General features: G+C 69.1%; 19 protein-coding genes. 4 read left to right on the forward strand and 15 right to left on the reverse strand.

Translation table 11 applies throughout. The features are described 5' to 3' along the window. Positions 1 to 95: 95 nt before the first annotated feature. On the forward strand, positions 96 to 1427 hold the full coding sequence (locus NI2_RS16155) for a lipase family protein (protein WP_067491597.1): 1332 nt from the start codon (positions 96 to 98) through the stop codon (positions 1425 to 1427). A 73-nt stretch (positions 1428 to 1500) separates the two neighbouring features. Here NI2_RS16155 and NI2_RS16160 read toward each other — a convergent pair whose 3' ends face one another. The 5 genes from NI2_RS16160 to NI2_RS16180 all read right to left on the reverse strand — a co-directional run bounded on the left by NI2_RS16160 (position 1501) and on the right by NI2_RS16180 (position 6378). Continuing rightward, positions 1501 to 1758, reverse strand: a complete 258-nt coding sequence (locus NI2_RS16160) for an HPr family phosphocarrier protein (protein ID WP_067491599.1) — start codon at positions 1756 to 1758, stop codon at positions 1501 to 1503. 43 nt (positions 1759 to 1801) lie between these two features. Further along, entirely contained in the window at positions 1802 to 4093 is a 2292-nt protein-coding gene (locus tag NI2_RS16165; RefSeq protein ID WP_067491601.1) for a PTS fructose transporter subunit IIABC, read from the reverse strand. Between the two features lie 45 nt (positions 4094 to 4138). Beyond that, positions 4139 to 5122, reverse strand: a complete 984-nt coding sequence (locus tag NI2_RS16170) for a 1-phosphofructokinase family hexose kinase (RefSeq protein WP_067491603.1) — start codon at positions 5120 to 5122, stop codon at positions 4139 to 4141. Continuing rightward, positions 5119 to 5886: a DeoR/GlpR family DNA-binding transcription regulator gene (locus NI2_RS16175; RefSeq protein ID WP_067491605.1), complete on the reverse strand. Its 768-nt coding sequence runs from the start codon at positions 5884 to 5886 to the stop codon at positions 5119 to 5121. The genes NI2_RS16170 and NI2_RS16175 overlap by 4 nt, the downstream gene beginning before the upstream one ends. Before the next feature lie 282 nt (positions 5887 to 6168). Further along, positions 6169 to 6378, reverse strand: a complete 210-nt coding sequence (locus NI2_RS16180; RefSeq protein ID WP_067491607.1) for a hypothetical protein — start codon at positions 6376 to 6378, stop codon at positions 6169 to 6171. 122 nt (positions 6379 to 6500) lie between these two features. Between NI2_RS16180 and NI2_RS16185 the strand changes: the two genes are divergently transcribed. Both NI2_RS16185 and NI2_RS16190 read left to right on the forward strand, forming a co-directional pair. Next, positions 6501 to 7676, forward strand: a complete 1176-nt coding sequence (locus NI2_RS16185) for an alpha-hydroxy-acid oxidizing protein (RefSeq protein ID WP_067491609.1) — start codon at positions 6501 to 6503, stop codon at positions 7674 to 7676. A gap of 138 nt (positions 7677 to 7814) precedes the next feature. Then, the gene (locus NI2_RS16190; RefSeq protein ID WP_067491611.1) at positions 7815 to 8576 is read left to right on the forward strand and encodes a DUF6319 family protein; all 762 of its coding nucleotides are present in this window, start codon (positions 7815 to 7817) and stop codon (positions 8574 to 8576) included. A gap of 4 nt (positions 8577 to 8580) precedes the next feature. On the opposite strand, the gene NI2_RS16195 is transcribed toward NI2_RS16190, so the two are convergent. Next, a complete protein-coding gene (locus NI2_RS16195; RefSeq protein ID WP_067491745.1) occupies positions 8581 to 10083 on the reverse strand; it encodes a GGDEF domain-containing protein in 1503 nt (500 codons plus the stop codon). 264 nt (positions 10084 to 10347) lie between these two features. On the opposite strand from NI2_RS16195, the gene galK reads away from it, so the two are divergent. Then, positions 10348 to 11460 carry a galactokinase gene (gene galK / locus NI2_RS16200; protein ID WP_084476469.1) on the forward strand — a complete coding sequence of 371 codons (1113 nt, stop codon included), beginning with the start codon at positions 10348 to 10350 and terminating at the stop codon, positions 11458 to 11460. A 191-nt stretch (positions 11461 to 11651) separates the two neighbouring features. Here galK and NI2_RS16205 read toward each other — a convergent pair whose 3' ends face one another. From NI2_RS16205 to NI2_RS16250, 9 genes are all read right to left on the reverse strand, one after another. Then, entirely contained in the window at positions 11652 to 13232 is a 1581-nt protein-coding gene (locus NI2_RS16205) for an alkaline phosphatase D family protein (protein WP_067491613.1), read from the reverse strand. A gap of 109 nt (positions 13233 to 13341) precedes the next feature. Continuing rightward, the gene (locus tag NI2_RS16210) at positions 13342 to 14781 is read right to left on the reverse strand and encodes a PepSY-associated TM helix domain-containing protein (RefSeq protein WP_067491749.1); all 1440 of its coding nucleotides are present in this window, start codon (positions 14779 to 14781) and stop codon (positions 13342 to 13344) included. 439 nt (positions 14782 to 15220) lie between these two features. Next, complete coding sequence (locus tag NI2_RS16220; RefSeq protein ID WP_067491617.1) at positions 15221 to 15775, reverse strand: hypothetical protein; 555 nt, start codon at positions 15773 to 15775, stop codon at positions 15221 to 15223. A gap of 49 nt (positions 15776 to 15824) precedes the next feature. Then, on the reverse strand, positions 15825 to 17483 hold the full coding sequence (locus tag NI2_RS16225) for an acyl-CoA synthetase (RefSeq protein WP_067491619.1): 1659 nt from the start codon (positions 17481 to 17483) through the stop codon (positions 15825 to 15827). A 128-nt stretch (positions 17484 to 17611) separates the two neighbouring features. Next, positions 17612 to 19255, reverse strand: coding sequence for an acyl-CoA synthetase (locus tag NI2_RS16230; RefSeq protein WP_067491620.1), 1644 nt, complete (start codon positions 19253 to 19255; stop codon positions 17612 to 17614). An 80-nt stretch (positions 19256 to 19335) separates the two neighbouring features. Next, entirely contained in the window at positions 19336 to 19827 is a 492-nt protein-coding gene (locus tag NI2_RS16235) for an ArsR/SmtB family transcription factor (RefSeq protein ID WP_067491622.1), read from the reverse strand. 91 nt (positions 19828 to 19918) lie between these two features. Next, positions 19919 to 20539 (reverse strand): hypothetical protein, encoded by a 621-nt coding sequence (locus tag NI2_RS16240; protein WP_067491624.1) that lies wholly within the window; start codon positions 20537 to 20539, stop codon positions 19919 to 19921. A gap of 100 nt (positions 20540 to 20639) precedes the next feature. Next, positions 20640 to 21017, reverse strand: a complete 378-nt coding sequence (locus tag NI2_RS34455) for a PIN domain-containing protein (protein WP_067491626.1) — start codon at positions 21015 to 21017, stop codon at positions 20640 to 20642. After that, on the reverse strand, positions 21014 to 21328 hold the full coding sequence (locus tag NI2_RS16250) for a type II toxin-antitoxin system Phd/YefM family antitoxin (protein ID WP_067491628.1): 315 nt from the start codon (positions 21326 to 21328) through the stop codon (positions 21014 to 21016). Before NI2_RS16250 ends, NI2_RS34455 begins: the two co-directional genes overlap by 4 nt. Positions 21329 to 21353: the final 25 nt, after the last annotated feature.

Here is a 21353-nt window from a genome sequence, read left to right on the forward strand (position 1 = left end):
CCCAGGGATTCCCCGGCATAGGTTCGAGACGGCCTCGATGGCCGCGCGGGGTCGACCGCCCCACGCTTCGGCTGATGCTTCTGGGGAGGGACCACATGTCGCGGCCCGGTAGTTTGCGAACCTGCGCGATCACCGCGCTCGCCGTCGCGGCGGCGCTCACGACAGCTCCGGCCTGGGCAGGGCCGTCGCTGGTCGACGATGTCCTGCCCGCCCCCTCGCTGCCCGCGGAATCCACACAACTGGTCAAGGAGCTGCCCGCCGACGTCGCCGCCCTGTGGCAAGCCACCCGCGCCACCCCGACCGGCGACCCCCTTTTCGACGCCTGGCCCGCCGACCTCGCGGACCGGCGCCCGGGGGAGATCATCGAACAGCGCGACGTAACGGCCACGGCGGCGCCGTTCGCGGTCGTGCCGATCCAGCAGGCCGTGCTGCTGAAGTTCCGCACGACCGACTCGCGCGGCGCGCCGTCCTTCGCGACCGCGACCCTGCTCATTCCCACAGCCGTGCCCCCGCCCGGGACGACCAGACAGGTGGTGGTCAACGCGCTGCCGATCAACTCGCTCGGCGCGTCCTGCACGCCGGGATACGGGCTCGCGCACGGTGCTCACCCGAAATTCAATATGGGCGACCTCTTCCCGCCGACGATGGCCTGGGCGCTGAACCGGGGCCATGCGGTGCTCGTGCCGGACCACGAGGGACCGTTGATGGCCTACGCGGAGCCGACGGTCGCCGGGCACGCGGTGCTCGACGCGATCCGCGCGGTGCGTGCGGTGCGCCCCGAGGTATTCGGCGACAGCCGGTTCGCCGTCGGCGGGTACTCCGGCGGCGCGATCGCCGCCTACGGCGCCGCCGTGTTGCAACCCGAATACGCACCCGAACTCGGCGACGCGCTCGCCGGCGTCGCTATGGGCGGCCTGATCAGCGACTATCCCGCCATCGCCGCCCGCTTCAACGGCAGCTTCGCCTCCGGAATCCTGATGGCCGCGGGCTTCGCCGTCGCCCGCGAACACCCCGCCCTGCTCGCCCAGCTGAACCATCTCGGTCAGTGGGTGGCGACCTCGCCGATTCGCGACCTCTGCGGCGACAGCAACGGCCCGCTCGGTCTGCTCGGCCTGCCGGTGGACGTCGGGATGTCACGACCGAACCCCCTCGCCTCCGACGCGATCCGGGAGATCTTCACACGCACCGACCTGAGCGGCCGCACCGCCGACGCGCCGCTGTACATCTATCACGGCCAATTCGATTTCGGCGTACCACCGGAACAGGGCCTCGCCGTCGCCAGGCGGCTTTGCGCCGGCGATACGCAGGTGGTCTTCCGGTCGTTGCCCACCGAACACAGTCTCGGGATGATGGCCGGTTGGCCCGGTGCGATGGAGTGGATGGATGCCCGGCTGACCGGGACACCGGCGCCGCGGGAGTGCCCCTGACCGTGGCCGTGCGGCAAAAGCCGACGGCGCCGCCCCTGGTGGGAGTCGGCGCCGTCGGCGTTAGCGCGTGTGGTCAGGCGTCGAGGTCGCTGGCCACCAGTTCCGCGATCTTGTCGAGTGTCGGCTGGTCGTCGGAGCTGATGACGACCTCCGCGCCCTGACCCGCGCCGAGGGTCATGATCATCAGCGCCGACCCGGCATCGACCGGATCACCGCCCGTGAGCGCGATGGTGACGGGCACACCCGCCGCGCCCACCGCCTCCGCGATCAGGGCGGCGGGGCGCGCGTGCAGGCCGACCGAGGAGCCGACGGTGACGGTGGTGCTTGGCATAGGTTTCTCCTTGTTGTGCGAGGTGACTTTGTGCGAGGGGGACTTACGCGGTGGCCAGAGCGGGTGACTTCTTGCCGGTGAATTCCTTGGCGAGGGTGACGCAGGCGGCGCCGACGACCGTGCCCGCCAGCACCGACACGATGAACCACAGCACGTGGCCGATGGCGAAGAACACGAAGATCCCGCCGTGCGGTGCGCTCAAGGTGACCTCGGTGGCCATGACCATGCCACCGGTCACCGCGCCGCCGACCATCATCGACGGCAGCACCCGCAGCGGGTCGGCCGCGGCGAACGGGATAGCGCCCTCGGAGATGAACGAGGCGCCGAGCAGCCAGGCCGCCTTGCCGTTCTCCCGCTCGGCCTCGGTGTAGAGCCGGGGCCGCAGCGTGGTCGACAGCGCCATCGCGAGCGGCGGAACCATGCCCGCCGCCATCACCGCGGCCATGATCCGCAAGGTGGTGTTGTCGGTCACCGACAGGCCCGCGGCGGCGAACGAGTAGGCCGCCTTGTTCACCGGCCCGCCCAGATCGAAGCACATCATCACACCGAGAATCACCCCGAGCGCGATCGCCGAACTACCCGAAAGACCGCCGAGCCAATCGGTGAGCGCGTCGGTGACCGCCGCCAGCGGCTTGCCGAGCAGCACGAACATCAGCACACCGACGATCAGCGAGGCCAGCAGCGGAATCACCACCACGGGCATCAGTCCGCGCGCCCACGTGGGGACGGGCAGTTTGCTCACCCACAGCGCCGCGAAACCACCGATCAGACCGCCGACGAGGCCGCCGAGGAAGCCCGCGCCGACGACGAGGGCGATCGCGCCCGCCGTGAAACCCGGCGCCAGACCCGGCCGGTCGGCGATGGCGAAGGCGATGTACCCGGCCAGCGCCGGAACGAGGAAGCCGAACGCGAGCACACCGATCTGGTTGAGCACGGCCGCGAAATAGGTGGCCAGACCGCCGTCGGGCAGGTCGGTGAGCGAGTTGTTCAGCACGATGTCTTCGGCGCTGTCGGAGATCTCGTAACCGCCGAGCAGGAAACTCAGCGCGATCAGCAGACCGCCCGCCGCGACGAACGGGATCATGTAGCTCACGCCGGTCAGCAGGATCTGCCGCAGCCGCGTACCCCACCCGATGCCCTTGGCCGCCGGCTCACCCGTCGTGGGTGCTGCCCCGCCGACCGTGGCGGCGCCGGGGGTCCCTGCGGCCGCGACCGCCTCGGCGATCATGGTGTCCGGTTCGTTGATGGCCCGTTTCACGCCGGATTCGATGACCGGTTTCCCCGCGAACCGGCTCCGATCCTTCACTCCCACATCGGTGGCGAAGATGACCGCGTCGGCGCCGGTGATGGTGCCCGGATCGAGTTTGTCCCCACCGCTGGATCCCTGCGTCTCCACCGCGAGGTCGACGCCTGCCCGCTCTGCGGCGGCGGCGAGGGAATCGGCGGCCATATAGGTGTGGGCGATGCCGGTCGGGCACGCCGTGACCGCCACGATCTTCGTCGGTGTTCCTGCGCCGACAGTCTCACTCGCGTCGCCTCGACGAGTCGTGCCCTCGGCACCCGCCGCAGCAGCGGCTGCCGCAGCTCCACCGGTCGCCGACTTGTTCAGGTCGGTCGCGTCAGCTGGGGTACCCGCGTCACCGCTCGATTCCGCATGACCGGCGGCATCGGATGAGTCGGCAGCATCTTCACCGGATGCGGAAGTCCCTCCCGTATCGGTCGCGCCCGCGCCGGACGATGAGGCAGTAGCCGCACCCGCACCGACTGCATCGGTCGTGTCGGCTGCCGCTGATGCCGCGGCAGAGCTCGCACCCGTGGCGCTGGGCGCGCCCGTTGCCGAAACGCCCGCACCCGTGGCCGTGGGGGCGCTGGACGCGGGCGGGGGATTGATCACCCCGTCGACCAACGCGACAATTTCGGCGGGCGTGGCGGCCGAGCGAAGGTCGTTGACGAAGGCAGGGCGGACCAGCGCCCGGGCCAGGGAAGACAGCAGCTTCATGTGGTCAGCACCCGCGCCTTCGGGGGCGGCGATGAGGAACACCAGGTCGGCCGGTCCGTCGGGTGCGCCGAAGTCGACGCCGGGAGAGAGACGGGCGAAGGCGAGCGAGGGGGCGGTGACGGCAGCGGCCCGGCAGTGCGGGATGGCGATGCCGCCGGGTAATCCGGTCGCCGATTGGGCCTCCCGGTTCAGCGCGGCCTCGCTGACGGCGCCGGCGTCGGTGGCCCGGCCCTGCGCGGCCAGGGTGCCTGCCAGTGCGGTGATGACCGATTGCTTGTCGGCGCCGAAGTCGGCGTCGAGCGTGACCAGGTCTTGGGTGATGATCGAATCGGCCATCGTCGTGTCTTTCCGGTGTCGGGTGGAGCGGGATCGAACGGGAGGTCAGCTGGTCGGGGTGTCGCCCAGTGCCTTCGGCAGCGCGTCCGGGAGCGGGTGGGCCATGACGGCTTCGAGCAGGATGTCGGCGGGGCCCGGCAGTTCCGTACCGGGCAGCGCGGTGGCGGCGCTGCCGTAGGCGACGGCGGCGCGCAGCCGACCGGCCGGGTCGAGGCCGGCCAGATCGGCGAGCAGGTACCCCGCCAGTGCGGAATCGCCGGCACCGACCGTGCTGCGCGCGACGATCGGCGGTGCACCGGCGAACCAGGCGCCCTCGGCGGTGACCAGCACCGCTCCCGCCGCACCGAGGGTGGCGAGCACGGCACCGACGCCGTGCTCGATCAGTGACGTGGCGGCCTGCGCCGCGGCCGTGGGATTTTCGAGGTCGACAGCGTCGAGGCCCGTGAGCTGGGCCAGCTCCTCGCTGTTCGGTTTGATGAGATCCGGTGCGGCAGAGCCGGGTTCGTCGAACAGGGCGAGCAAGGGCGCCTCGGAGGTGTCGACCGCGATCCGGGCCGAGCCGGTGGCCGACAGCTCACCCACGAGCCGCGCGTACCAATCCACGGGCACGCCGGGCGGCAACGAACCGGACAGCACGACCCACGAAGCGCCCGCGGCTGCCTCTGCCAGCGCGCGGGCGAGTGCGTCGAGTTCCGGTGCTCGCAGCGGATGCCCTGGTTCGTTGATTTTCGTTGTGGTGCCGTCGATTTCGGAGATCGTGAGATTGGTCCGTGGGGCACCGACGGTCGGCACGGCACGGAACGCGAGGCCCGCGCCGCGCAATCCGCTCACCACCGGGTCGTCCTCGGTGCCCGGCAGGACGGCGAGCGCGGAAACCCCGCCCGAGGTGAGCACGCGGGCCACGTTGACGCCCTTGCCGCCGGGCTGGGAGGTGACGTTCGCCGCGCGGTGCACCTGCCCTCGGCGCAGCGGTTCGGTGAGTGTCACCGTCCGGTCGACACTCGGGTTCGCGGTCAGTGTGACGATCATGCGAGCACCACTTCGATTCCCTCGGCGATCAGTTTGTCGTGTGCGGCGGACGGTATGTCGGTATCGGTGACCAGCACGTCGATATCGGCGGTGGTACCGAAGCTCACGAAGTCCTCGCGCCCGATCTTGGAGGCGTCGGCGACGACGACCACGCGGTCGGCGGCCGCGATCATGGCCCGCTTCACGGCGGCCTCCTCCGGGTCGGGGGTGGACAGGCCGTGCCGAACGGTGAGCGCGTTGGTGCCGACGAACGCGACGTCGACGCGCAATTCGCCGAGTACGCGCAGGGTTTCGGCCCCGACGGCGGCCTGGGTGACACCGCGCACGCGCCCACCGAGCAGATGCGTCCGCACCCCGGCGTACCCGGTGAGGCGCGTGGCGACGGGCAGCGAGTTGGTGACGGCGACCAGATCCAGATCGACCGGCAGGGCGGCCGCGACCCGCGAGGTCGTCGTGCCCGCGTCGAACAGCACGCTGCCACCGGACGCGGGCAGGTAGCGCTGGGCGAGTTCGGCGATGCGGTCCTTCTCGGCGGCGCGGGTGCTGTCGCGTTCGACGGTGCCCAGCTCGATGGTGGTGAGCGCGCCCGCCCCGACCGCTCCGCCGTGCACTCGCCGGATCAGGCCGAGCCGGTCCAGTACGGCCAGGTCGCGCCGGACGGTTTCGGTGGTCACCCCGTATTTGTCGGCGAGTTCGGCGACGGAGACGCGACCGTGCTGCCCGACGAGGGTCGCGATGGCCTGTTGCCGTTCCTCGGCGTACATGGTTCCTCCGGTTCATGAATGTGTACTCATGTTGTTTTATGCCCATTTGTGTGGCTTTGTCAACCACTTTTGGTGAGCGGAGTCACAATTGTTGCCGACGGGCATGACAAGGCCGCAGCAGCCGGGGCGAGAGAGATATCCGCATAACGCGGGCAGAACAGGAGGCGGCCGCACAGTCGGGGCCGGGATGGGGGCGCTCGATGGGCCTGCGCACGGCTGCGCGCTCTACGGCGTGGGAGCCGGAATGGCCGAGCGTCGAACGCTCGGAATCAAGGGGGAGGGTCAGTCGAAGCCGAGGTCGCTGGTGAGCGGATCGCGTAACGCGCCTTCGGCGGCGCGTAGTCGATCGGTGACGGAGGTGAGCAGATCCATCGAATCCTGGGACAGGCCGAGGGCGAGCCGGGTCAGGTGGCGCACGCGGTCGCAGTTGATGCGCTTGGCCAGTGCTACATCCGGATCGGCGGGAGCGGCCGAGTGTTCGACGACGGTCACGACAGGGGCACTCACAATCTCGGAACGCGCTGCTGGGGGTAGGTGCTGCCTACGTTGGAGTATGACGCACCTTACATGGCCCCGGCGGCGCGCGAGGGCGGGTCGCGTGCGAAAGTTCAGCGATGAGTCAGTTCGCCGACTATCAGAACGAGATCTATCTCACCGCGCTCGGGGGCGTTCTGCCCGAATTCCCCATGGACTACGCCACTCTCGAGCGTAAAGCCACCGCCGCCCTGCCCGATACGCTGCTGCATTACATCGCCGGGGGCGCCGGTGACGAGCTCACCCAGCGCCGCAATGCCGAAGCCTTCGCCGACTGGGGGCTGCTGCCCCGCATGCTGGTCGGCGCGACCGAACGCGACCTCACCGTCAGCGCGTTCGGGCACACCTTCGCCAGCCCGTTGTTCCTGGCGCCGGTCGGCGTGATCGGTCTGGTCGGTGAACAGGGGCACGGTGACATCGCGATCGCCAAGGCATCGGCGGAAACCGGTGTGCCCGCGATGTATTCGACGCTGATGGAAGACCCCCTGGAAGAGGTGCGCCCGCACGCGGGTGACACCCCGTCGTTCTTCCAGCTCTACACCCCCAAGAACCGTGAACTCGCGGAAAGCCTCGTGCACCGCGCCGAAGCCGCGGGGTACGCGGGCATCACCGTCACCCTCGACACCTGGGTGCCCGGCTGGCGCCCCCGCGACCTGTCGAGCGGCAACTTCCCGCAGCTGCGTGGCCATGTGCTGAAGAACTACACCAGCGACCCGGTGTTCCAGGCGATGGTCGGTTCCGACGACCCGAAGATGATTGTGCTGCACTGGGTTTCGACCTTCGGTCACTCGCTGACCTGGGACGACCTGACCTGGTTGCGCTCGCTCACCGACCTGCCGCTGATCCTCAAGGGCATCTCGCATCCCGACGACGCACGCCGGGCCATCGACCTCGGCGCCGACGGCATCTACTGCTCCAATCACGGTGGGCGCCAGGCCAACGGCGGGCTGAGCGCGCTGGAAACCCTGCCCGAGGTCGCCGCCGCCTGCGACGGCCGGGTGCCGGTGCTCTTCGACTCGGGCGTGCGTTCGGGAGCCGACGTGGTGAAGGCGCTCGGACTCGGTGCGACGATGGTCGGTATCGGCAGGCCCTACGTCTACGCGCTGGCCCTGGGCGGGGTACGCGGTCTGGTGCATCTGCTGCGGGCCTACGCCGCCGAAGCCGACCTGCTGCTGGCCGTCAACGGCTACCCCGATGTGGCCGCCGTGCGCGCGAACATCCGCCCGAGCATCCACGGCAACGCCACCCGCCGCTGAGGTCCTCGGCCCCCAGAATCCGCTCCCGGGGCGGGTTTTGGGGGCAGGGCAACGGCCTCGACCGGAACTTGTCGGTGGGGTGCGGCATCATCAGGGGCACACCACGCTCTAGCACGCACCAACCTCCCGGAGTCCACGATGTCCTCGCCGAGCACCAAGTCCGCATCCCGTCGATCAGCTCCTCCGGTCCTGTCCGAGGCCGAGCTCGCGCGCATCGCAGGCGAGCTGGCCGAGGGCAAACCTCCGATGGTGTGGTTCACCTCTGCGGCCGTCGGCATCGAGGAGGGCAAGTCCGGCAAGATCGTCGCGCTCGGTGACCCGGCCGACGGCGACTTCCTGCAGGTGCGCCCGACCGGTTCCAAAGATGTGCTCTCGTTCGGCCCGAGCGAGGTGACGCTGACCAAGCCGGCCCGCGGGACTACCGTTGCGCCCGGCGGCGCCAAGCCCGCCACGCACCACGTTCCCGAGCCGAGCAACCGAAAGGACACCCCCGTGACCCAGCCCTCGTCTCCGCCGAGTGCCGCGCCGAAGCCCGCCGCGCCGCGTTCGCTCGCGCCCGTGCCCGACGAGGCCACCGCCGCAGCGAAACCGGCGGCGCCGCGTCCGGCCAAGGCCACGGCGGCGCGCAAGCCCAAGGCACCCGAGGTCACCGTCACGCTCACCGGCACCGCCGACGGCGAATGGACCGTCGACGTCGTCAACGGCAAGAAGCGCAGCGTCAAGGGGCTCGCCGTGAACAGCGGCGCGGTCGCCCAGGCGGCCAAGATCCTGCACCCGGAGGTCGAGGAAGTGGTCGCCGGGATCCTGGAAGCCGCGCGGGAGGTGCAGCAGGCCAAGGTGGCTCAGCTGCAGGCCGAACTGGAGGCGGCCAAAAGGCTGCTCGCCGAACTAGGGGACTGACACCTCACACCGCTGTACTCGTCGGGTCGGCGGCGCGGCGCAGCGCCCGCCGGAAGCCCGGCCGGTGCATGTCGTCGTGAAAAGTCAGGCCGAGGCGGTGTTCCTTGGCGTGATACATGGCCGCGTCGGCCTCGCGGATCAGGTCGTAGACGGTGGTGTCGCTGGGCCGGGTGCGCACGCACGCCACCCCGATACTGGCGGTGATGGGGATTTCCCCGCAGCTCAGCTCGAAGGGTCGCACGAACGCGCCGAGCAGATGTTCGGCGAGGACCGCCGCCTCGGCGCGGGTGCGCGGGGAGAGGACGACGAATTCGTCGCCGCCGTAGCGGGCGGTCACATCGGTGCGCCGCGCCGTGCGACGGATACGGGACGCGGCCCGCGCGATCAGCTCGTCGCCGATCGCGTGGCCGTAACTGTCGTTGACCATCTTGAAGCCGTCGAGGTCGATGAACAACAGGCACAACGGCTTTCCCGCCCACTGCGTGCGCAGCCGCTGCGGTGCGCGCAGCAGCGCCGCCCGGTTGAGCAGTCCGGTGAGCACATCGTGGTCGGCCCGGTACTGGGCGCGGCGCTCGCTGAACTGACTGCGGGCGATGGCGCGTTCGCTGCGCACGAGTACCCCGACCAGCAGCGAGGTCAGCAGCAGGCAGATCACCATCCGGTCGCCCATGCCGAGGTCGGTGCCGACCACGCTCATCAGCGAGGCACCGACCAGAGCCACCGCGATCACGCCCGCCCGCCTGCGCGACCGGTGTGGATGGGCTTCGGCGCCGTCGCGGCTCACGTCCATCGTCGGGTGCAGCGCGGCCAGCCCCGCCAGCAGATAGGCCAGCTGGTGCGGCACCAGACCGAATGGGTTCTGGGTCGCGAGAAAACCTGCCGCCGAAAGACTTTCGACCACTCCCGAGACCAGCACCGCGAGCAGTGCCACATGCAGCAGCCGCAGGGCGATATCCGACCGGGCGACGGTGACGAGCGAATGCGCCAGCGCCGTGAGCAGCAGTGCGTCGATCACCGGGTAGCTCGCGGCGATCACCGCGTCGAGACCGGTGTTGTGGCGCAGAATCGGCGAGATCAGGAACGTCCACGAGGTCAGGAGCGCGCTGATCCCGATGAGGGTCGAGTCGAGCCAGGAATCGCACGCACCGGCGAGCCTGCGCGGCTGCAACCAGCCGACGGCGGCCAGCGCGAGGCACACGTAGGCGGCCAGGGTGCTCAGATCGTCGGCCGGGTGCCAGGTGGTGTGCGTGTCCAGTTCACGGATCGTGGTGCCCGCGGCGAAAAGGGGGATGGACGTGGCGAGCAGACACCACGGCAACCGGTTGGCCGGCCGGAACCGGCGCAGGCCGACGCCGATCATCGTCAGACTGCCCGCGGCCACGATCAAGAGCAGCAGGAACGACAGGGACCGCCCGCCGAGCAGGGGTGTGATCGCGATGACACCCACCGCACCGAGCGAAGGCGTCCACCAGCGCGTACTACCCCGATGTGCTGTGCCGACCTTCATCAGATCCCCCTCGATCCGCCGCGACGCGCCGATGAAACGTGGAGCCGGGAAATTCGGTTCGGGGTGTCGGCCGAGGAGCACCGAGTGTCGTTGTCCGAGTGGAATTCCCGGCCGGCGGGCGCGCCGACGCTGAAAAACCTTTACAACTGAGTCGATCATGACACGTCCCGCGCCGTCGCGATGGGGATTCGGCTGCCGCATGGGTAGACGGTGTTTGATGGTCTGCAGGGGTGGTGATCGGGGGGCGGTGAGAAGGGAGTGTGGGTGGACAGGTGGATCGCGCCGGGCCGGGTCAACATCATCGGCGAGCACACCGACTACAACGACGGTTTCGTACTGCCGATCGCGTTGTCGCTCGGGGTGGTGTGTGCGGCCGGGGCCCGTACGGACGGCCGGGTGCGGGTGGGGTCGGCGCAGCGGCCGGGTGAGGACGTCGAACTGACCCTCGACGATCTTGCCGGGCAACGGGATCAGCTGCCCGGCTGGGCGCGTTATCCGCTCGGTGTGGTGGGCGAGTTCGTCGCGGGTGGGCGCCCGATCACCGGGGTCGACCTCCAACTCGACGGCGCGGTGCCGATCGGTGCGGGCCTGTCGAGTTCGGCGGCGTTGTGTTGTGCGGTGACCATAGCCCTGCGTGATCTGTTCGCGCCCGGCCTCGACGACCGGGCGATGGTGCGGATCGCGCGGGCGGCCGAGAGCGGTTTCGCCGGTGTGCCGACCGGCATCCTCGACCAGTCCGCCGCCATCCTGTGTACCGAGGGCCACGCCCTGTTCCTCGATGTGCGTGCCTACCTGAACGGCGAAGCCGGTGCGGTGGAACAGATCCCGTTCGACCTGCGGGCCGCGGGGCTGGCGCTCATCGTCGCCGACACCGGTCACCCACACGATCTGGCCGACGGCGGCTACGCCGAGCGCCGCAACGAATGCGCGGCCGCCGCCGCCGTCCTCGGCGTCCACGCGCTGCGTGACGCCACCGAGTTGAACATGGCCCGGCTGCACGATCCGGTGCTGCGCCGCAGGGCGACCCACGTCGTCACCGAGAACGATCGCGTCCTCGACGTGGTCTCCCGGTTGCGTTCCGGCGCCGACCCGCGCGCCATCGGCCCGCTGCTCACCGCCTCCCACCGGTCACTGCGCGACGACTTCGAGGTCTCGACACCGGCGCTCGACCTCGCCGTGGACGCGGCGCTCGACGCGGGCGCCTACGGTGCGCGGATGGTCGGCGGCGGTTTCGGCGGCAGCGTGCTCGCCCTGGTCGAACGCGCCGATGCCGAGCGGATCGGCGCTGCGATCGGTCGGCGCTTCGCGGCGGCGGGCCTGGCCGCGCCACGGGTGATCACGGCCGAACCGGGGGCGGGCGCCCGCAAACTGGATTGAACGGTTGCCCAATTGTTCATCCGTTTCGGGTGTGACGCGGGGCACAATCACGCACAGTGGTACCAACCGAAAACAGTTCGGCGGGCGTCGCAGCCCGCGCCGTGTGAACGACGCTCTACGCCGCCCGGTTGCCAGTCCAGAAGGATCCACTGTGCCGCTTGCTCATCCGCCCCGTATCTCGTCTTCACCCACTAGGCCTCGATCGTGCCGGGAATGCCGTCCTGCACGACGAAACTGGCACGGGTGCTGATGGGCGCGCCCGGCGAACGCACGTACGGCACGACCCGGAAGTCGTTGCGCCACAGCTCATGGTCGAGCTCGACCCGCACATAGCCGCGTTGCTTGTTGTAGAACCGCATGTGCGGATTGGCGGCCAGCAGGGCACGGCCGGTGTCGGGGAAGTCCTCGCCGTCCCCGCCCGTGCTGATCGAGGTGCCCGTGAATTCGGTGGCAACCACCGGTGATTCGGGATCGGTGTAGTCGCGGTGCAGATCGGCGACGTAGTTCTCGTGCCGGTCACCGGTGATCACCACCAGGTTGGCCACGTCATGGTCGACCGCGGCGCCGAGCACGGCATTGCGGTCGGCGATGTAGCCGTCCCAGGCGTCGGTGCCCAGCAACAGATCCGGGCCGGGATCGTAGTCGGATTCGGCCATGGCGACCTGGTTGCCGAGGATCTGCCAGCGCGCGGTGGACGCGGCGAAACCGTCGACGAGCCAGTCACGCTGGGCCGCACCGAGAATCGATCGCCCGGTGGAGTACCGGTCGGCGCAGTCGAGCACCGCTTTGCCGTCGCCGCAGGCCTGTTCGTCGCGGTACTGCCTGGTGTCGATCATGGTGAATTCGGCCAGGTCACCGAAGCGGTAGCGGCGATGCAGGCGGATCGAGGAACCCGACGGGAGCTGTGCCAGACGCATCGGCTGATGCTCGTACATCGCCTGGAACGCGGCGGCTTTGCGGCGCCGGAACAGGAACGGAAGGCGGTGCACGTCGTTGCCGAGGCCGGGATGCTCACCGGCCCAGTTGTTGTCGAGTTCGTGGTCGTCGAAGGTGACCAGCCAGGGGAACGCGGCGTGGGCGGCTTGCAGTGGCGCTTCGGCCTTGGCCTGGGCGTAGCGCAGCCGGTATCCGGCGAGGTCGACCGCCTCGCCCTCGAGCTGCGGCGGCAGCTTCACGCCGCGCCGGGCGACCACCCACGAGGACTCGTAGATGTAGTCGCCCAGGTGGACGACGAGATCGAGGTCCTCGGCGGCCATGTGCTCATAGGCGGTGTAGTAGCCCGAGCTCCACGACTGGCACGAGGCGAACGCGAATCGCATCCGCTGCGTCGGCCGGTCCGGCGGCGGCGCGGTGCGGGTGCGTCCGACCGGTGAGATGGCCGAGCCCGCGCGGAAGCGGTAGTAGTACCAGCGATCCGGCGCCAGGCCGGTCACCTCGGGATGCACGCTGTGGCCTAGCGCGCGGGTGGCCACCGCCGAACCCCGCACGACGACCTTGGTGAATCGTTCGTCCTCGGCGACTTCGTAGTCGACCGTCACCGGGTCGACCGGCATCCCGCCGTACCCGTCGGGGGCCAGCGGGTCTGGGGCGAGCCGGGTCCACAGCACGACACCGTCAGGTGTCGGTTCGCCCGAGGCCACGCCGAGGGAGAACGGTTCGCCCAGGAAACGGGGTGCGGGAAACGGTGCGCTGCTCGCCGCCGACACCCCGACCGCCGCCACGATCGACCCGGTCGCGCCGTATCGGAGGAACTGCCGCCGGTCGATCGCCATGCCCCGATCCTAAGCATTCCGCGCCGGGCGGACCGGGCACGCAGGAAAGCACTGGTCGCCGGGCCGAAAAGGCCGTCGGCGAGGCGGTTTCACCTCGCCGACAGCGCACTCAGCTGTTCGGGTAGGCGCGGGAGGCCAGGCCGAGCGCCACGTCGATCAGGAAGAACCCGAGCAGGCTGAGCCCGAGCAGGGGTACGAACCACCCGATCACCACGGCCGCCGCGACGAGCGGAATCGTGATCCACAGCGACGTCTTGCGCAGTACGCCACGCCGCGGCGGCTTCGGCAACGAGTTCGCGCGGGTGGGTCGCCGCTGCCACCACATCCGGTAGCCGAGGACGATCATGACCACGAGACCGAGCATGATCGCCAGCAGCAACAGCTGGTTGGCCAGGCCGAACAGCAGGCCCATGTGGAAGGCGATACCCCAGTTGGTGAGCTTGGCCATCAGCGGCCAGTCGGCGTAGGCGAGTCGATCGGTGACTGTGCCGTTGCCGTCGACCGCTACCGAGTCGATCGTGTAGGTGCCCGGTTTGCGTAGCTCCTTGACCCCGAAAGCGGCGTCCGATTCCGCCGGAACACTGATTTCGGCGGCCTGGGTGATGCCATTGGCCCGCGCGACCTCGTATACCCGGTCGAGTTGTGCGATCCGGAGGTGCTGATCGATCGGTGCGGGTGTGGTGCTACCGCCGCTGTGGTGGTCGCCGCCGGTCGTCGCCGGTGCGGCCGCGCCGGGGAGTGCCACGCTCACCGCCGGGGTGGTCCAGCTCATTTCCTCGCGCAGCTTCGTCACGTTCTCACCGGCATAGACCGACCAGGTCAGACCCGTCGCCGACAGCAACAGGATCACCGGAAGCGTCCACACACCGATCGCGCCGTGCCAGTTCATCTTCCGGCGTTTCGGTTGCGAGAGATCCGGTGCCACCAGCCACCGCGCACCGTTGCGCGCACGACGCTTGCGCACCCGGTTCACCCACAGCACCAGCCCGAACAGGGCGATCACCCACAGCCACGAGGCCGCGAGCTCGCTGTAGAGCCGACCGGGTTCACCCAGGTGCAGGCTCCGGTGGAACTCGCTGAGCCACGCCCGCAACGGCAGCGCGCCACCACTGCCGTAGACGACGGCCTCGCCAACCGGTTGGGCGGTGTGCGGGTCGACGAACACCGAGAGGCGTTCGGAATCGCCCAGCGCGGGATCGTTGAACAGCACCCGCGTGGTTTCCCCGTCGGCCGCGGCCGGGGCGACGGCCACCAACGCCAGGTCGGGCTTGCCGGCGACCGCCGCGCCCACCTGCGCCGACAATGCTCGATCCGGCCCGGAGGTCTGCACTTGAAGCAGATCCCGCGACACGAACCCTTCGATCGTCGGCGCGATCGCATACAGCGCGCCGGTGAGCGCCGCGATCAGGATGAACGGGGCGACGAAGAACCCCGCGTAGAAATGCAGCCGCATGGCCAAGGGAGCGACCCGCATCCCGCGCCGTGCGCGAGGTGTCCGCTCACCGTCCCCGACCGAACTCCCGGCCGGACGAATATCGGTAATACTCATCATCATTCGTTTCTGAAGTAGTGAAACCCGGTGCTCACCATCGCGAGCAGCAGCCACCGCACGAGCTTTCGCCGAAGCAGACATCGGCAGTCGCACAGAATCAGCCACGACATCCGCGCCGGAAGACACGAGCTACCGTGGCTTTCGCCGGCGTGCTCCGCGAACACGAGGTCCGTGTAGTCGGGCACGAGCCCACCGAACCGCATCGAGCGACATGCCTCGACCGCCGCTGCGTGAGCCACAGTGGCCGACGTCGCGAGGCGAGCTGCCAGCTGCCGACCACGATGAACCGCCAGACCGGAGCCGCTCGAGTGCACCGACCACCGCGATCACAGCGAGCGGGTGCGCACGAAGCCGGTCGGCCGATGAGACGCACAGCCGCCGAGCACGGGTGCATGCATTGGTGACCAGTGCGCGAGATCGCGCGCACCGGGAAAGGTCAGAAGGCGAAGGCGAGAGGCGGGGCTCGGGTGCGCAGCGATCGCGCGGTGAGGACGCGCAGGATGACGCGGTCGCGGTGGGTCAGGCGCAGCGGCGCGCGACCGGGAATGCGCGGGGTGCGGTAGCGCTGGGGGAGGGCGCGGGCCAGCAGAGCGCCCGCGGCGCGGTAAGCGGCTTCGGCGCCGATGACGACCACCGCGGCGAGGACGGCCGCGACGGTGTGGGCCGCGAGCATACCGAGGCCGAGCGAATCCTCCACGTGGTGTCCATGACCGGACCAGCTCATCGTGGTGTGACCGACGAGCTGACCACCCAGCAGCACCACCGCGAGTCCGAGCGCATTGTGACGCACCGGCCCGGCCACCAGCGCGCCGACCACCGCCGACACAGCCGCCAGCAGCACGACCGTTGTGCTGCCGGGCATCGCGCTCCCGGCGGCCAACCCGTGGGCGGCCAGCGACAACGCACCCGACATCGAGCCCGCACAGGCACCGCGCACGCGCGCGCCGAGGGCGCGCGACGGCGCGGACGCCTGCCGGAACTCGATGATCACCGGCCGATGATAAAGCACCACCGAGACGGGGCCCGATGGTGCGACGGGATCACTGCCCGTCGATGTCCATCTCGATCAGCGGCTTGCGCAGCAGTTTCCCGGTCGCGTTGCGGGGGAGTTCGTCGAGGAAGATCACTTCGCGCGGCACCTTGTAGCGGGCCAGGTTCTGGCGCACGAAGTCCTTGATCTCGTCGGCATCCCGGGCGGAGTCGGGCCCGGGCACGACGAAGGCGCGCAGACGCTTCCCGTAGTCGCGGTCGTCGACACCGACCACGGCCGCTTCGAACACATCGGGACGGCCCGCGATGAGGTTCTCCACTTCGAGTGGGAAGACGTTCTCACCGCCGGACACGATCATGTCGTCGTCGCGGCCGTCGATGTAGAGCAGGCCGTCATCGTCGAAATGGCCCACGTCACCGCTGGACATCATGCCGTCGACCATTTCCTTGGTGCGGCCGTCGGTGTAGCCGGTGAAGGCGAAACCGTTGTCCACGAAGATGGTCCCGGTGACGTTCGGCTCGGTGATGGGTTTGCGGTTCTCGTCGAGCAGCACGATGCGGATACCGACCGGCGGCTTGCCCGCGGTGGTCGGCGACTTGCGCAGATCCTCGGGGGTTGCCACGGTCATCACCGCGCATTCGGTGGAACCGTAGAGGTTGTAGAGGCTGTCGCCGAAGTAGTCCAGGCAGCGGGTCACCACATCGGGTGCGATGGCCGAGCCGGCCGCGAAGATCACCTCGATCGTGGACGGGTCGTACTTCGCCAGGATCTTCTCGTCCAGGTCGAGGATGCGCTGCAGCATCGTCGGGACGACGACCAGCGAATCCGCCCGGTACTTCACGATATTGGCCAGGGTCTGTTCCGGATCGAACTTGCGCTGCTGGAAGATCACCCGGTTGCCCAACGCCAGACCGAGGGTGAACTGCGACAGACCGGTGCCGTGGAAGATCGGCGCCGCCATGATCATCGTGCCGTTGTAGGGCAGCGGCACCCGGTCGACGAATTGGGCCGACGCGAACGGGCTCACCTTGTCACGCGGGGCACCCTTGGGGGTGCCGGTGGTGCCGCTGGTCAGGATCACCATGCCGCCCGGCTTGCTCGGCGGTGTCAGCGGTTCGACCGAACGCCCCGAGATCAGCGATTCGACCGTCGGGATCGACGGATCCACACCGTGCGCCTCGTCGACCCAGGTCAGGATGCGCGGGATCTCGGCGGGAATGGCGCTCATGAGATCCATGAACTCGCTGTCGTGCAGCACCGCCTTGACCTTCTCGCGGGTGGCCACATCGGCGAACTGCGGTTTGGCGAAGCCGGTGTTCATCAGGACCGCGCGCACGCCGAGCTTGCCCGCCGCGAGCAGGCTCAGCACCATGCCACGGTGGTCGCGCGCCAGCACCGCGATGACATCGCCCTCGCTGATGCCGCTCGCGCGCAGCCCGCGGGCCAACGCGCTCGACTGTTCGTCGAGCAGCCCGAAGGTGAGCTCACCGCGTTCGTCGACGATCGCGCCCGCACCAGGGCGAGTCTGGGCGGCGTGCATGACCACACCGGCGAACGGGCCGAATTTCGACACATTGCGGAACGAGCGCGCGGCATGGTCGAGACGCAGGGGGTTGAACAGCTTGCGGTCGACCATGACCTTGACGCCGAGGGCGAAATCGCCCGCGCGCCGAGCCGTGCCGCCTAGCGCGGGCAGAGACAGAGACATCGAACAGCCTTTCGGCAGACCGAGCCCGCGTCACCGCGGGGCCGGACCGCGTCTTCGAGATCCAGTGCTGGTGCTAACAATAGCAAGCACGGCGCTCTTACTGTGTCGCCCGTCTCAGCGCTGAGACATCACTGTGACACCTCATAATCGATGAGCACCCGGCGCAGGATCTTGCCGGTGGCATTACGGGGCAGTTCCTCGACGAACACCACCTCGCGCGGCACCTTGAAGCGGGCCAGGTTCTCCTTCACGTGGGCCTGCAGCGCGGCGGCGTCCGGCGTCTGGCCGGATTCGGGCACGACGAAGGCGCGCAGGCGTTTTCCGAACTCGGGGTCGTCGACGCCGACCACCGCCACATCGAACACCTGCGGGTGCTCGATCAGCAGGTTCTCCACCTCCTGCGGGTAGACGTTCTCGCCGCCGGAGACGATCATGTCGTCGTCGCGGCCGTCGACCATGAGCAGGCCGGACTCGGTGAAATGGCCCATGTCGCCACTGGACATGAAGCCATCGATGATCTGCTTGTGCCTGCCGTCGGTGTAGCCCTCGAACGGGGCACCGCTGCGCACGAAGATCCGGCCCTTGGCGCCGGGTTCGCGGACCGGCTGGTCGTTCTCGTCGTAGAGGCGGACCTCGCAGGTGATGGGGGAGCGGCCGACCGTGCCCGGCGCCTCCGCCAGCTCGGCGGGGTTGGCGATGGAGGCGATGGCCACCTCGGTGGAGCCGTAGAGGTTGTAGAGCACCGGCCCGAACACCTCGGTGGCCCGGATGCACAGCTCCGGGGTGAGCGCCGACCCGGCGAACAGGATGACCTTCAGCGACGACAGGTCGTACTTCGCCCGGACCTCGGCGGGCAGCTCGGTCATCCGGTGCAGCATCGTCGGCACGCAGACCAGCATCTCCACCTTGTGCTCGGCGATCGAGGCCAGCGTGGCCTCGGCGTCGAAGCGGCGCCGCATCACGATCTTGTTCGACAGGATGGTGCCGACCAGCCAGGTACCCAGACCCGTACTGTGGAAGATCGGCGAGACGATCATCATCACGCCGCGCTTGGGGAAGGGCACCCGGTCGACGAACTGCGCGGTGGCCATCGGCGTCACCTTGGTGCGCGGCGCGCCCTTGGGCAGGCCGGTGGTGCCGCTGGTGAGAATGATGAAACCGCCCGGCTTGCTCGGCGCGGGCAGCGGCTCGGCGGAGTTGGCGGCGATCAGGTCGTCGAAAGTTGTTGCACCGGCGGGGATCTCGGTGCCCTCGTCGACCCAGGTGAGGTAGCGCGGCAGGTCGGCGGGCAGGGCGTCGAGCAGGCCGAGGAACTCGCTGTCGTGCAGGACCGCGCGCACCTTCTCGCGCTCGCACACCTCGGCGAACTGCGGTTTGGCGAACCCGGTGTTCATCAGCGCGATGCGCGCCCCGAGCTTGCCCGCCGCGATCATCGACATGATGAGACCGCGATGGTCGCGAGCCAGGACCGCGATCACCATGCCCTCGCTGATCCCGGCCGCCTGCAGACCACGAGCCACCGCCGTGGACTGGTCGTCGAGTTCGCGGTAGGTGAGTTCGCCGCGTTCGTCGGCCAGGGCGACCTGCTCGGGGGCGACGCGGGCGGAGTGCCGGACCAGGGTGGCCTGCGGGCCGTAGATCTTGGACTCTTTCATCGTCCGCAGGGTCTCGAGCGGCTTCGTGGGATCGGAGACGCCACGCGAACGCAGAACACCGAGGGCTTTCACCGTTTCGAGAAGATGGGCCACGCTCACTCGTCTACCTCCACACATCGTTGGTCTTCGCTGCTCACGGTAGCAGTGTGGTGGCCTGCGTCACAGTGGTAAATCAGGACAATTGGGACAATTCCCAATCATCGCTGCGCGCTCGCCAGCGCGGCGAGCAGCGGAACAAGCCTGCCCTCGGGCACCTCGAAGCGGCCGAGACCCGCGGTCTGCAACCAGCCGACCGCCGCCAGCTGACGCAGATGCTGATAGATCTCGGCCGAGGTGCCCAGTTCGGCGATGGCCGCCAGGTCCGCGGCGGTGCGGCGGCCGTACACGATCTCGCGGAGCAGCCGCAGGCGAACCGGATCGGCAAGGGCGGCAAGGCAATTGGCCGCTTCGATGGTCCAGATGTCGCCGACGATGGCGTCGGTGGCGTACTGCGCCTGCCAGTCCACCCGCTCACCCGTCGGCAGCTTCAGCGCGCCTGCCAGCAGGACGCCGCCGTTGCGGTCGCCCGCGTCGTCGAATTCCGCGCGCAACCGCGCCACCGCCCAGGGCAGCCGCTCGTCGGTGTGCGGGGTGCCTTCGAGGGCGGCGACCCGCCGCTCCAATGCCTCGAGTCGCTCGTCCAGATCCACGCGGTCAACCTACGCCACCGCCGGATCCGCCGTTGCCCCGACGCGAACACCCCGGGACCATGCGGACCCGGGGTGTCGTTGTCGGTGCGAATCAGCGCGTGACGGCGCCGAACGACGGCTGCTGGATGTGGCCGAGCCGGTAGGCGTAACCGTCGGGCTGGCCGGCGTCGGGCCAGCGGTGCCACAGGCTGCCGTACACCGCCGCGACGATCAGGCCGCCGCCGGTGTTCAGCGGCGCGGTGCGGATGGTGGTGTCGACGGGGACGTCCATGTGCTCGGTGAGCACGGCGGTACCGCTCTGCCCGTTCGACAGGTTCAGCCACATCACCTCGAGCTTGGCGCCGTTCTGATTCGGCGAGATGGTGCCCGGTCCGCCGAAGAAGCCGAAGCGGAAACCGTCGACATCGAGCGCGATACCCGAGCCGTACACGCCGGGACCGCCACCGTTCTGGCCGATATCGGAGGTGGCGGGGATCTGGAACGGCTGGGCGGGCAGGGCGACATCGACCGTGCCGTCGGCGACGAGCTGGTCGAGGGCGGCGAGCGCGCCGGGGTTGTCCGCGACGGAGGTGCGCAGCTGGGACACGGCGGCAGCCACGTCGACGGTCTGGGTCTCGGTGGGTTCGGCGACGGCGGGGCCGGCGAAAACAATGGCGGCGGCGACCGAGGTCGCGGCTACCGCGGTGGTGAAACGACGCATGAAACTCTGCATAACCAGCTCTCCTAGAGTGTTCCTGGTACAGCTTTTCCTGTCGCTGGCACCGTAACGGAGACCTGGATCACGTTTATCGCCCGCCCCGCGAAAATACAGTTCAGGGCATCGGGGCGACGTGCACTTTGTACCCGCGATACAACTCGGGTTTCGCGGTGAGCACCGGCATATCGAGATTCTGCGCGGTGAAGACGACCGGGGCGATGAGTGGCCAATCGGTGTGATTGTCGGCGATGGGAACGGTGGTTCCCGTGCGAATGGCGCCCGCCGCGTCGAGATCGGCCCAGCGCACCGCGACCCGGTTGTCGAGCAGGCGGCCGAGTTCGTCGACATTGTCGACCGCGCGCATGGCGGCCATCAGGCTCACCGTCGGCACCACCATGATGCGGCGCTGCTGGGTGAACTGGCGCATGATGACCTGCCCGAACAGCGGGGACAGGGCAAGCGAGGTGAGGGCGGTATGGTCGGCGACGCTCACCGGCGGCTCGCGCTCGTGCCGTCGAGCGCGCCCATCACCTTGCTCAGTTTCGCCTCCGCCTCGGCGATGTCTTCGGCGGAATGCTGTTTGATCCGGTCGTCGAGTCTGCCGAGGATCTGTTCGCGCAGGTCGTCGTTGAAATAGGCGGGCGGCAACGCCGCGTGCCGCAACACTTCCGCCGGTACCACTGCGACCAATTCTTTCCCCTCCCTGGTGACGATCACCGGTCGTCCGCTCGCGGACACCCCGTCGAAAACACTACCGAGCTGACCGCGTAATTCGGTCAGCGGAACACTCTCGTAATCGGCCATATCCCACTGTACATCGCTGTGTACA

The organism is Nocardia ignorata NBRC 108230, assembly GCF_001612905.1.
In the GTDB taxonomy this organism is placed as follows: Bacteria; Actinomycetota; Actinomycetes; order Mycobacteriales; family Mycobacteriaceae; genus Nocardia; species Nocardia ignorata.

What these genes read in the sequence shown, in the direction of transcription:
- NI2_RS16160 (WP_067491599.1), bottom strand. Translation starts at nt 1,758, where the DNA reads ATGCCAAGCACCACCGTCACCGTCGGCTCCTCGGTCGGCCTGCACGCG.
- NI2_RS16155 (WP_067491597.1), top strand. Translation starts at nt 96, where the DNA reads ATGTCGCGGCCCGGTAGTTTGCGAACCTGCGCGATCACCGCGCTCGCC.
- NI2_RS16240 (WP_067491624.1), bottom strand. Translation starts at nt 20,539, where the DNA reads ATGCAGAGTTTCATGCGTCGTTTCACCACCGCGGTAGCCGCGACCTCG.
- NI2_RS16195 (WP_067491745.1), bottom strand. Translation starts at nt 10,083, where the DNA reads ATGAAGGTCGGCACAGCACATCGGGGTAGTACGCGCTGGTGGACGCCT.
- NI2_RS16165 (WP_067491601.1), bottom strand. Translation starts at nt 4,093, where the DNA reads ATGGCCGATTCGATCATCACCCAAGACCTGGTCACGCTCGACGCCGAC.
- NI2_RS16210 (WP_067491749.1), bottom strand. Translation starts at nt 14,781, where the DNA reads ATGAGTATTACCGATATTCGTCCGGCCGGGAGTTCGGTCGGGGACGGT.
- NI2_RS16205 (WP_067491613.1), bottom strand. Translation starts at nt 13,232, where the DNA reads ATGGCGATCGACCGGCGGCAGTTCCTCCGATACGGCGCGACCGGGTCG.
- NI2_RS16185 (WP_067491609.1), top strand. Translation starts at nt 6,501, where the DNA reads ATGAGTCAGTTCGCCGACTATCAGAACGAGATCTATCTCACCGCGCTC.
- NI2_RS16170 (WP_067491603.1), bottom strand. Translation starts at nt 5,122, where the DNA reads ATGATCGTCACACTGACCGCGAACCCGAGTGTCGACCGGACGGTGACA.
- NI2_RS16225 (WP_067491619.1), bottom strand. Translation starts at nt 17,483, where the DNA reads ATGTCTCTGTCTCTGCCCGCGCTAGGCGGCACGGCTCGGCGCGCGGGC.
- NI2_RS16175 (WP_067491605.1), bottom strand. Translation starts at nt 5,886, where the DNA reads ATGTACGCCGAGGAACGGCAACAGGCCATCGCGACCCTCGTCGGGCAG.
- NI2_RS16190 (WP_067491611.1), top strand. Translation starts at nt 7,815, where the DNA reads ATGTCCTCGCCGAGCACCAAGTCCGCATCCCGTCGATCAGCTCCTCCG.
- NI2_RS16230 (WP_067491620.1), bottom strand. Translation starts at nt 19,255, where the DNA reads ATGTGTGGAGGTAGACGAGTGAGCGTGGCCCATCTTCTCGAAACGGTG.
- NI2_RS16250 (WP_067491628.1), bottom strand. Translation starts at nt 21,328, where the DNA reads ATGGCCGATTACGAGAGTGTTCCGCTGACCGAATTACGCGGTCAGCTC.